The sequence below is a fragment of the Candidatus Neomarinimicrobiota bacterium genome, from assembly GCA_034716895.1.
In the GTDB taxonomy this organism is placed as follows: domain Bacteria; phylum Fidelibacterota; class UBA8477; order UBA8477; family JABMPR01; genus JABMPR01.
Genome location: JAYEKW010000252.1, coordinates 1 through 11,171, shown reverse-complemented (window position 1 = coordinate 11,171; position 11,171 = coordinate 1). Strand labels below are relative to the sequence as shown.

Annotated in this window: 11 protein-coding genes; 1 reads left to right on the top strand and 10 read right to left on the bottom strand. The window is 43.9% G+C overall.

Annotated elements, in window-relative coordinates:
- From U9Q77_13815 to U9Q77_13775, 9 genes are all read right to left on the bottom strand, one after another.
- A partial coding sequence (locus U9Q77_13815) for a hypothetical protein (protein MEA3288433.1) occupies positions 1-1,435 on the bottom strand: 1,435 nt, incomplete at its 3' end.
- Positions 1,432-3,141, bottom strand: a complete 1,710-nt coding sequence (locus tag U9Q77_13810; GenBank protein ID MEA3288432.1) for a DUF6029 family protein — start codon at positions 3,139-3,141, stop codon at positions 1,432-1,434. The genes U9Q77_13815 and U9Q77_13810, both read right to left, overlap by 4 nt.
- 9 nt (positions 3,142-3,150) lie before the next feature.
- Positions 3,151-3,642 carry a TlpA disulfide reductase family protein gene (locus U9Q77_13805; protein ID MEA3288431.1) on the bottom strand — a complete coding sequence of 164 codons (492 nt, stop codon included), beginning with the start codon at positions 3,640-3,642 and terminating at the stop codon, positions 3,151-3,153.
- Positions 3,639-4,289 carry a T9SS type A sorting domain-containing protein gene (locus U9Q77_13800; GenBank protein MEA3288430.1) on the bottom strand — a complete coding sequence of 217 codons (651 nt, stop codon included), beginning with the start codon at positions 4,287-4,289 and terminating at the stop codon, positions 3,639-3,641. Before U9Q77_13800 ends, U9Q77_13805 begins: the two co-directional genes overlap by 4 nt.
- A 40-nt stretch (positions 4,290-4,329) precedes the next feature.
- Positions 4,330-4,551 (bottom strand): DUF6132 family protein, encoded by a 222-nt coding sequence (locus tag U9Q77_13795; protein MEA3288429.1) that lies wholly within the window; start codon positions 4,549-4,551, stop codon positions 4,330-4,332.
- Positions 4,552-4,810: 259 nt separating this feature from the next.
- Complete coding sequence (locus U9Q77_13790; protein MEA3288428.1) at positions 4,811-5,206, bottom strand: rhodanese-like domain-containing protein; 396 nt, start codon at positions 5,204-5,206, stop codon at positions 4,811-4,813.
- Positions 5,203-5,625, bottom strand: a complete 423-nt coding sequence (locus U9Q77_13785; GenBank protein MEA3288427.1) for an OsmC family protein — start codon at positions 5,623-5,625, stop codon at positions 5,203-5,205. Before U9Q77_13785 ends, U9Q77_13790 begins: the two co-directional genes overlap by 4 nt.
- Before the next feature lie 98 nt (positions 5,626-5,723).
- A complete protein-coding gene (locus tag U9Q77_13780) occupies positions 5,724-5,981 on the bottom strand; it encodes a DUF1858 domain-containing protein (GenBank protein ID MEA3288426.1) in 258 nt (85 codons plus the stop codon).
- Between the two features lie 48 nt (positions 5,982-6,029).
- Positions 6,030-7,373 (bottom strand): CoA-disulfide reductase, encoded by a 1,344-nt coding sequence (locus U9Q77_13775; protein ID MEA3288425.1) that lies wholly within the window; start codon positions 7,371-7,373, stop codon positions 6,030-6,032.
- 290 nt (positions 7,374-7,663) lie between these two features.
- Here U9Q77_13775 and U9Q77_13770 point away from each other — a divergent pair, with 290 nt between their 5' ends.
- On the top strand, positions 7,664-8,905 hold the full coding sequence (locus tag U9Q77_13770; protein MEA3288424.1) for an ATP-binding protein: 1,242 nt from the start codon (positions 7,664-7,666) through the stop codon (positions 8,903-8,905).
- A 64-nt stretch (positions 8,906-8,969) separates the two neighbouring features.
- Here U9Q77_13770 and U9Q77_13765 read toward each other — a convergent pair whose 3' ends face one another.
- Positions 8,970-10,853, bottom strand: a complete 1,884-nt coding sequence (locus U9Q77_13765; GenBank protein ID MEA3288423.1) for a phosphodiester glycosidase family protein — start codon at positions 10,851-10,853, stop codon at positions 8,970-8,972.
- Between the last annotated feature and the right edge of the window lie 318 nt (positions 10,854-11,171).

Below are 11,171 nucleotides of genomic sequence, written 5' to 3'. Positions count from 1 at the left end.
GAATTGTTTGATCTGCAGTTTGCAAGATTTGCTTTGTATCCAAATCTTGAAGAAATGTTACGATGTGAAAATTTTCGGTTACTGCATACTCCGGCGGTAGTTTCAAACTATGCGAAATAGTTATCTCATCGTTGATCTCAGCAACCTCCGTTGAGATCATATCACGCATGACCTGCATGTGATTTGATTCACCATTGGTTCCAGCATAGTATATGCTATCCTCAGTTAAAACAGACCAGCAGATCAGGTTATTGACCGTTGCACCAAAATTCTGGATCCTGATATCTAAAAACAGGCTGTCAATTGACGTCATCAGATCAGGTTCCCAGATATGGATATCTGAGCCTGTACTTATAAAGTTGTTGAGGGTGGCAGACCAGCCGCTCACACTCACATCTCCCCCCTGTGATACACCATCCATTACCAGGGTAGGTGCAATCATATATGGTGGTGAATAGGTGTAGTATCGAGTATCGACTGGACCCGGGTTGTAGGTGTACATGGGATCCACACCTGGCCAGGAGAGGTGATATCTGATCATGGTCAGATTCTCAGGAAAGAGTTCAAACACTTCATCTAAATTGTCATTTGCATCTGGACATCCGGCACAACCGGCATTTGTGAATAACTCCCCCAAAACTTTTTTTCGAATGCTGGTCTGAGTCTCAAACAGCAAAGGTGTTATCTGTAAACCCAGACTATCAAAAGTGACCACCTCCAACCGTTGATTACCAGGTGCTTTACTCAACAGGCAGATACTTGTACCGCTAATATTCACTTCCATTTCAGCACCAATCTGATCATCTGGTAACTGTACCGATATGGAATCAATTTGTTCGATCTGATCTGCGGACAAGTGGTCTGCCATAAAGATCACCTGCTGTTGACCCAGGATCAGCTCGAGAGGAATGCCATCTGAAACCGTTACATCCAGGTAAATGATCGCCCTTGCTGCATTAACTGAATCTTCTACCATTGGGATCAGATACCGGATCGTGAGTTGAGTTTCCCCTAACCCAATTCCAGTTAGCATGACCTTTTCAGGGTCCAACAGTGTTACTGAGATCACATCTGGAATAGTGATGGCTTCCATACTAAGATCATAACCAGCTATTGGGAAATCTACCGTATCTCCCAAAGCAATATTCAATGAGACATAGTGGCTTTCCCGGTCGATCTCAACTTGATCTGGGGTCCACTCACATGACCAGAGCAGGAAAGATGAAATGAGTAACATCTTTGCTATCCAGCCAGTGGATAATAACGCTGTAAATTTTCTCCTGCCAAAGCTGAGTGGTAAGACAGAATTCCTTCGACTTGAGTCTTCACTATCCGGCATCGCCCCTACAAGCTGCATAGAGAGACGGGCAGCGTTTTCTCCAATAGAGAATACAAATGACAGAGCATTACTGTACAATCCAAAATTAAATCTCATAGCCGCCATTCCATAGTCATACGAAAACCCTCAAACGGATTAAGAATCCGGCAAACGCCACCTGTACAACGGACACCACCCTTTTCTTTGCCATAAGAAGCACGAATCCAGAGACCATCGATGGGTTTTAATGACAACTCCCCACTGATCCAATGCTGAGTTTCAGGAACCCCACTAATAAGATTTGGGTCATCACTGCTATCCCAAATCACAGAAGCCGAATACTTGTGTTTTAGATCGATACTGCCAATAATATGGGTGCTCAGGAACTCATGACCCTCAATTGATCCTCCACTATAATCTTCCCCAGTGACAACAGAATGTTGAAGTTCGATCACGCTGGAAAGCACCAGGTTATTATCAGGGTGCCACGACAGGTATGCCGGAACAACTGTGTAATGGTTAAGAATCTCAGCTGCAGAAGCCCCACTCAGGATCGAACGTGTATAGGCAATGAACAGCCGTTGAGAAAGCGCTTCTCCAGAGTATTCGATTTCAAAAAAATATTCCTGCCAGGGATTTTGGGTTATGTCCTGTTTCGGAATAATTCCTGGTGACTGATCCAAGTCACGGTTATCCCGAGCCTGTGAGGTTTGAGCAGCATTCAGGATCAATGACCATTCATCATTTATGAGCCGCTGCAATTCAAGATTCCACCCTAATTCATCACCATAATCAACCGGGTGGGTGACATTCCCCAAAAGACTGATATCGTGTTGACGAATACCAGTGGGACCCAACTGCCAGGGCAGGGGTTTACTTGCCAGCAGCAATGGATCTCGTTTATCAGCGGCAGATTCCGGACCATTCAGATACCGCTTGTATTCAAACATGGCAGTAAACCATTGTGGAAACCAGTTGAGCTGAAGGTTCAAAGCTTGTCCTGAGGTCGTGTAGTCCTGAGAACTATTCTGAAGCACCACACCATTTTCAGTTTGAAAAATATTCTGAGAGACCAATGGGTAATCAAAAGCCTTCCAGGTGCGATTGTACTCGAGGTAAATATCCCAGGAATCAGCATAAAGAGACTGTCCCCAGCCACTCTGAATCACGTGTTGGGTCTGTTTTACCGTATTAACACTGATGCCACCAATCTCAGCATCAATCTCACGCCAAAGATAGTCTGATCGAATGCGACTCCCGATCAGGTAAGGAACTCCGGTCCAGAATCCGGATTGACCATTGATTGTTCCAGCTGCCCCAACCAGTTCATAAGCTGCTCTACCATCTGGTTCACGAAGATCTGAACTGGGAGAATAAAAATGATAGGCTTCATTTACACCGGCAAGCACATCAAGCTCATGATCACCCCATAAACCTGTGGTTAAACGAAGACCTTTGATCTGATTGTCAAAATCCATGGCTTGATCTTCGTAGAGGTTCAGTGCCAATCCACGACCAAAAACAGCTGATATGTCTCCGAACTCCAGTAACCAGTTATCACTGTTGTATCTCAAGAGAAAACGGTCGAGCCCCTGAAATTGAAAACCATACTCAGGTGGATCACTGTATTCAAATCTGGTATCAATATACCAGGATCCGAATTCCATCGATCCACTTAGGAAAGTCTCGGTGTAATCGTAGTCCAGACCAATCTGCTCACCCCGGCCCAGGTCGGTGAGGATCCCAATATTCCAGGAGACACCCCCAGCCCAGAGACCGAGCGGGATGCTAATTACCAGGATTATTCGCAGAAAGGTCAACAAAGATGCAGATCAGTCCTTTTGCTGAAGCTTCAATGCTTTTTGAATCTCAGCTTCCATTTCGGCTTCATCACCAGGGATATAGCCTGTATGCTGCCAGACGATCTGCCCGCTGGGAGTCACCAGAATTGAAAAAGGCATTGCTGAAGTATTGAAATTCTTATAAAGTTTTTGTTCAGTGTCCAACAAGATTGTGTATTTCAGCTTTTGTGATCTCACCATTGATTTGACTCGCCCCACTGTGCGTGAATCATCAATAGAAATGCCGACCACCTGAACATTCTGATCTGCGTAGGTCTCACTGATCCGATTGAGATGCTTCATCTCTTTTCTACAGGGTACACAATAGGTTGCCCAAAAATTGATCAGAGTCAGCTTTCCGTCCAGAACCTTATCCATATTCTGAGTTTTATTTTTAAGATCTTTCAGCTTGACCTGGGGTAGACTTTTTTCCTGCCCAAAACCAAGCGTAACAATTAATAATAGTGGTAATATCCGCATCATTTGATCACCACAAGCTGGCGGGAAACCTTTTGTCCTTCACTCGTGGCACTGATGATGTAGCTACCGGATGGCAGAGTACCTAAACCCCACTGCAAATGATTATTCCCGGCCTGCAGTGAGTAGTCGCGAGCAGCAACCGCTCTCCCATCCAGGGCGTAGAGAATGATGGAGTAAGCACCTGATCGCTCAACATTAAAATTAAAATTGATCCAGGCATTGGTGGGATTAGGGTAAATATTGGACAAGTTAAAGGTCCGGGGGGCGACTGGGTTATCATCGATCGATACGGTAACATACTCCAGCGTGATGTGAACAGAATCAACTTCCATGGTAGCCGAATCAGCGACAAAGATGGTCCAGGAACCGACACCCACTTCCCCATTTGGAAAAGTATCCAGGCTGAAAGCGGCTGTATCACCTACGGACACAACCGAGGTGTCAACATTCAAGAAAGGCGGCAAGCAGTGTCCATTAAAGCAGAAAGAGCTGCTCCATGTTGCTGGTTTTTGATGCTCTACTCTAGTGACTGTGAGAAGTAGATCAGTATCTGAAAGATTAAAGACTTCACCGTGTTGAACAATAAAATCCTCGCTACCCACATAGGCTGTATCGTGCTGAATAAATTCAAAATTGTTAGTTTGAGCCATCAGACAAGAGGGCACGATTAATAAGATAAGTAAAAGTATTTTAATTGGCATTTTCAATATTGCTTTCTTCACTTCTGGTTTTCTTTTCTTTTTCCGGCCAGACAAAAATCAACCCGATCATTGCTCCATATGCAGTACTGATATACGGATTCGAGGTAATCGCACAGGTACCGGATGCGCAACCAATATAGTAGTAATAAGCAAACCCAAGGAGTGATCCAATCCCTAGACCTGATAACATTTTTATATACTTTTTATTCATAAGCTCTTTCTTTGTAGCCACGAAGTCACTGAGACAAAAGAATACGCGAAGATATCACTCGTCACCTGTCACCTGTCACTCGTCACTTACCCTCTTTGACGAAACCGCTAGAAGTATCTGAGAATTCATAAAATGTGCCCTAAAACCATTAAATACAACCACATATTGCGAATAAGCCTAAATCCATATATATCAACACTCCGCGTCATTTCGATGAACTCAATACAACGCTTTGCGCGCAAGATCGTCCTCTTTGTAACTATCGATTTATTCCCAACATACCATTTTCCAGATAAACCGCGTTAAACCCGGCTAATTGTAGTATGCGCGCACCCTGTCGAGACCGATTTCCAGTAGGACAGAGCAGCATGATCTGCTGGTTCTTGTATTCGGTCAATTCGAGACACCTTTCCTCTAACATCAGAAGCGGGATATGGATGGTTCTCTCCCAGGGTGCCGGTGCAGCTATAATCTCTTGTTCTGTTCGTACATCGACTAAAATAAATGCGCTTGAATCATTAAGCTGCCGGTTGAATGACTCAATCTTCAGGAAGGGAATCTCATAGCTGTCTCCATAGATGCCCTCAACACCCATATAGATGGTACCGCCAATCCCCAGCAGGATAAGCGAATAAGCTGCCAGGCGGTGGATCATGCTGTATTGTGGTTCTCGATAATTGCCGTGATCTCAGCGGTTTTACCCAACATGGCACTGGCTGAACAATACGTATTTTTAGAAAGACTAACGGCCTTCTCTATTTTCTTTTGATTGAGATTTTTTCCATAAAAGTGAAAAATCATTTCTATTTTTGTATAAACCTTAGGATGTTCATCAGCCCGTTCTGTTGTAATATCAATTTCAATATTTTCCACAGGGACTTTCATTTTTTTCAGGATGACTTCCACATCAACAGCTGTACAGCCGCCTAGACCAAAAAGGAGCATTTCCATAGGTCGGCTAGCGCCATCTACACCCCCTGCTTTTTCGTTTCCATCCATCATTACCCAGTGACCGGATGGACCTCTGGCAGCAAATGAAGCGCCCTTGAGTTGTTGTATTTTTATTTCAGACACAATATATACCTTTAGTTGTTAATTTCTGTTAGTACCAACAATATAGAAATTGGTGGCGTAAAACATAGTTCCTGTCATCAAGAATGCTATTCCTTTACTCAGGACAGAGTTGCTGGATCAATTTTAATTTGTGTAGGGGCGGGCTCGGGCTTGTCAGTTGCCTCATCCAGAATCAGATTCATACGATCTACAATCTCATCAATATTGGTGATCCCTTTTTCAGCAGCCTGGGCTTCGAGAGTACCCCACACTGCTTCACCACAGGCTAGACAAACAATGCCTTCCACTTTCAGAGGGCCAATAAGCTTGGGATATTCCTGAACCAGATCTTCAATGAGCATTTCTTTATTTATCATTTACAGTCCTTTGAAATTTGAAACTTGTTACTCGTCACCCGTTACTTGTTACTTATTAGCCACATTAGCAGCCACATGAATAGGATCATAAACCGGAGAGATCGGCGGTGCATAGGTCAGATCCAACATGCCGATATCTTCCACAGTCATTTTAGCTGTGATGGCTGTTGCTAGAACATCAACTCTTTTGGCTACATCAGCTTTCCCGATTATTTGAGCACCCAAAAGGCGTTTGGATGACTTTTCGACCACCAGTTTGATAGTTACGGGAGTTGATCCGGGGTAATAGTGAGCTCGACTTTCACTGGTGATCATTGTTGTGCTGATCTCACCATACTTGGTTATCATCTCAGCCTGTTTTTGGGCAAGACCGGTTTGGGCCATGGTATAATCAAAAACCTTGACCACGGCTGTACCCAATATTCCCGGGAAACTAATTGGTTTACCCGCCATATTTTCGCCAGCCACCCGTCCGCCTTTATTGGCAGATGTGGCCAGGGGAATCCAAACATCTTCTTCTAGAATCTGATGTTTATGTTCAACACAATCACCAGCTGCATAGATGTTAGGGATACTGGTTTGCATATTACTGTTAATGGTAATGGCACCACTTTTTCCCAGAACGATCCCGGCCTCTTCAGCCATTTCAGAATTAGGCTTAACCCCGGTTGACAAAATCACAATATCGGTTTTAACATCACCACTTAATGTTTTGACAAGTAGTTGGTCTGCGGCTTTTTCTATGCTGACAGCTTTATTGTCACGCTGAAGGTCCACTCCTTTTTCAATGATATGGTCAGCTATCTTTTCCAGAATATCCTCATCAAAAGTACGAGCAAGACGACCAATCAGCATACTCACTTTGATATTGCGATGACGGAAAGCTTCAGCCATTTCCAGACCGATATATCCTCCTCCAATAATGGTGGCATGCTTAATTTCATTATCTGCAAGATAGTTTTTAATTATATATCCCTCAGCCAGATTTCTCAGGGTAAAAACACCTTCAAGTTCAACACCGGGAATATTAGGAGATACTGCTCGTGCGCCTGTAGCAATTAGCAGGGCATCATAAGACTCTTCAAATTTTTCACCAGTTTTGAGATCGACCACGCTTATCCGGTTATTTTCAGGATCAATTTTCTTGACTTCATGCCAGATCCGAACATCAATTCCTCGCTTTTCCCTGGCGATTTGGGGAGTGAGAACCTGCAGTTTATCACCATCATCAATGACACCACTAATCCAGTAGGGCATTCCACAAGCGGCATAACTAATAAATTCACCTTTTTCAAAAACCACTAATTCAGCATCTGGACGCATACGTTTAATCTTACTGGCAGCACTCATGCCGGCCGCATCGCCCCCGATGATCACAAATTTTTTATGCACAATATTTCCTTTCAGAAAATTGATTCAAGATAGCTTTTGTTTGAGTAAAAGGAGTCGGAAAAGTGACAAACTTTGTTATCGGCCTGGGGGCACCACGAATGGTCTTCTCTTGATGCTTAAACCTGTTTTCAAGCGCGCAGCGATCAAACAGGTTTAGACTCCCCCATAACGTCCCCTGAAACCAGTTTGGCTGCGCTGAAAACTGGTTTAATTGAAATCAGACGCTATTATTCTTGCAATTGGACGCCATATTTCTTGCAATTAGACGATAAGAATTATAGATTGGCACTATGCTGACACAAAGAATTATTCCGCGGTACATTCTGATCTCATTGGAAGAAGCACTTGCAGACACACCGGTTGTTATCATTCACGGTCCCAGACAATGCGGTAAATCAACCTTAGCCCAAATAGTGGCTGCAAAGCACGGACATCAATACTTGAGTTTTGATGATGATAACCTACTTCGTGCCGCAAGAGAAGATCCTGTTGGGTTCTGCACAGAATTACCGATATGGGTTGTACTCGATGAAATTCAGCGTGTACCTGAGTTATTCACATCCATCAAAACCCTTGTTGACCAGAATCGTCAACCCGGTCGGTTTATACTGACGGGATCCGCAAATATCATGCTCATTCCCAAGCTGGCAGATTCATTGGCAGGAAGAATGGAAGTGATTCGTCTAGCTCCATTGACCCAAGTAGAAATCGAACAATCCGGACTTAAAACCAGCTTCATTGAGCAACTCTTCAGCGGCAGTTTCTCCATGCGCCCGAGTAAACGACTTGGGGATGATTTAATTGACCGTCTCCTGGCTGGTGGATTTCCTCCCGTTTTGACGAGATCGTCCTTCAAACGACAGCGGACGTGGCAATTACAATATATTGATGCATTAACCCTGAGAGATATTAAAGAGCTTTCGAACATACACTCTCTGGAAGCAATCCCCGAATTACTTCAGGCTGTTGCAGGTCAAACAGCCTGCCTAGTGAACGTGAGCAAGTTAGCCGGCTTTTTCGAACGCAGTCGCCCAACTATTAAAGCATACCTGACCTTGCTTGAGCAAATCTTTCTGATTGAAATGCTACCGGCCTGGCATAATAACCGGCTTAAGAGACTGGTCAAAACACCCAAGATTCACATTACTGATACCGGTTTAGCCGGAGCATTACTGGGTGTTGATAAAATGAAGCTTAAAAAGGATCGAACACTATATGGTCAAATCCTGGAAAGCTTCGTGAACCAGGAATTGCGGAGGCAGTCATACTGGGCAGATTCAACTTTTCGCTTTTTCCATTATCGAGACAAGGATAAAGTAGAAGTTGATTTTGTAATTGAGAAAAATGGGAAAGCACTCTGTGGGGTTGAGGTTAAGGCTTCTTCCAGTGTAAACCGAACAGATTTTAAGGGTTTAAGACGCCTACGAACCAGTCATGATGATTTTATTTGTGGTGTTGTTCTTTATGATGGGGATAAAGTACTGCCCTTTGGGGACCAGTTTTATGCAGTTCCTTTTAATGAGTTGTGGTAATTGAAAGCCCCCACCATTCCTGACAGGGGCTCAATCCAAATTATAACTTATTACTTATTACTTATTACTTGATATACGCCATCTTAATCACATCACTGAACCCACCAGCCTGGATCCGGGCAAAATACAGACCTGTACTCACTGGATTTCCAGCATCCGTGGTTCCATTCCACTGGACATCATACCAGCCAGAGGCTTGTTTGGCCTGAACCAGATCTGCGACTTCTCTACCCATGACATCGTAGATAATAATTGATACGTCAGAAAGGTCACCAAGCTGATATCTAATGGTAGTGCTTGGATTAAAAGGGTTGGGGTAATTCTGGGAAAGTTGAAAATCAACTGCTTGATTGGATTTATCAATGCCGGTCCAATCCGGATCCACCATATATATTGAGAATTCCGGTTGACGAAGGTAATCTTCATAATCCAGATGATTGGACTGAAGGATTTCCAGTCGTACAAACCGAGCCGCTTTTGGACTTGAATAAGTGCAAAGATTATCCTTCACTTCATAAACATCATTGAGCACGTGGAAATCTTCCTCCCAAATAGCTGAAGTATCCTGGCGTGTGTAAACCTTGAATTCTCTGGTATTGAGATAGTTTTCATCACCGGCATACGCCGTATGAAAAAGCTGAAAATGGGTCAAATCCATAACTGTTCCCAAATCCAACTCAACCCAGGGAATATTACTTGTCAGATCTGCCCATTTGCCGCTTCCCTGTGAACGATCTCCATCAACCAGTTTCGTGACAGGATGATCGGGTAGAGTTTCATCACTGTAAGCAGTAATCAACGCCTCAGGTGCAATATTGATATAGTGATGTGCTTCAGATCTCACACAAAGCGCATTGGCCTGGGGTCTTTCTGAACCATCTGAGGGAGAGTTGCGGGTGGAACCATCGAAGTAAAAAGTTGCTGAGCCACCGCTGTCAAATTGCACTGCATCAACTGCACCAAATTCAATCTGCAGCGCAGCCAACTCAGAAAGGGTCATCCCAATACTGTGAGTTTGTCGTCCATCTACAACCACCATGATCAGTGTGTCGCCATTGACAGTGATCCCGGCTGAAGATCGGGGTTGTCGTGTATGATAGTAGGCATTTTTGTAGGACATGGTAAAATCTTCGCCACCGGGAAAGGGAACCATGGGATCCGCATAATACTGCCCGTTTTCTACAAACCGGGGACCACCACTGACCGCCTGATGTAAATTGTGCCAATCCGGAAGGGTAGTTAAATCCAAGGTAAGCTGTTCCCCAACCTCAATATTTGCCAACAACCAGTCCGCGGCTGATTCCCGTCCGGTCAAAACATAATATGCCTCAGGTATTAGCACCCCACTCTGATTGTGACGGACATTCTGAACCAGACTATCTGGACCCACAATAACTTCAACTACATTTGCGGATAAATTTCTACCCGGCGTTGTCGTGCCCCATAAATCAGTAAAAAGACATAGCCAGTTCTCGTTGACATCCAGATTCATCATCACAACATCATGCGTATTATTTGATTCATCAGAAACTGTGGCATACCAATTCCAACGATTTGTCCACATGCCGATATCGGCAGAGTTATTTTCTGTGAAACCCAGAGCTGTACGATACTTGGGAGCAATCACAATTTCATTATTCAAAACCGTTATCCCCTGAGGGATGCCATTATACAGGCTTGAAAAATCGCCGTTAATAGCGGCAGTCATTCCATGCCGTTCTGCCATGGTTGATATTATTTCTCTGCCATAGGCGTGATCCTGAGCCAGTGTCACCTTTGTGCTGACTCCGGGATTTTTCAAATCAACGATCAAAACATGGATATCCCAGGGGTGGGTTGTCGTTCGATGCAGGTAGCCCAGACCTGGAATAGAATGATCCCAGATGTCTTCAGCGATGACATAAACTGACAACAGTAACATTCCAGCAATCCAGATCCACTTTCGCATGCCTATCACCCCTTATCTTCGTTTGCAAGGATAATACAACCCATATTTTGGTTTCAAATAGACATCTTGATACAAAAGGGGTTCATTTACAAATTTTCATCAGCTTTAATTGACACTATCATTCTTGTACTTGGGCAGCAGTAATTATTCCTTCAACATTTTTATTTATTCATTAAATAGCCCCCACCATTCCTGACGGGGGCTTTTGCTAATGGGGCTATTGCTAGTACGGACGTTGCATGCAACGTTCCGGGGTGAGGGTTTTATCTGAGATATACCATCTTTACTACATCATTGAATCCACCTGCTTCAATTCGG

Bases quoted from the DNA above. Each gene is read 5' to 3' on its own strand.
- U9Q77_13805 (MEA3288431.1), bottom strand. From the start codon at position 3,642: ATGATGCGGATATTACCACTATTATTAATTGTTACGCTTGGTTTTGGG.
- U9Q77_13800 (MEA3288430.1), bottom strand. From the start codon at position 4,289: ATGGCTCAAACTAACAATTTTGAATTTATTCAGCACGATACAGCCTAT.
- U9Q77_13780 (MEA3288426.1), bottom strand. From the start codon at position 5,981: ATGATAAATAAAGAAATGCTCATTGAAGATCTGGTTCAGGAATATCCC.
- U9Q77_13770 (MEA3288424.1), top strand. From the start codon at position 7,664: ATGCTGACACAAAGAATTATTCCGCGGTACATTCTGATCTCATTGGAA.
- U9Q77_13790 (MEA3288428.1), bottom strand. From the start codon at position 5,206: ATGATCCACCGCCTGGCAGCTTATTCGCTTATCCTGCTGGGGATTGGC.
- U9Q77_13765 (MEA3288423.1), bottom strand. From the start codon at position 10,853: ATGCGAAAGTGGATCTGGATTGCTGGAATGTTACTGTTGTCAGTTTAT.
- U9Q77_13795 (MEA3288429.1), bottom strand. From the start codon at position 4,551: ATGAATAAAAAGTATATAAAAATGTTATCAGGTCTAGGGATTGGATCA.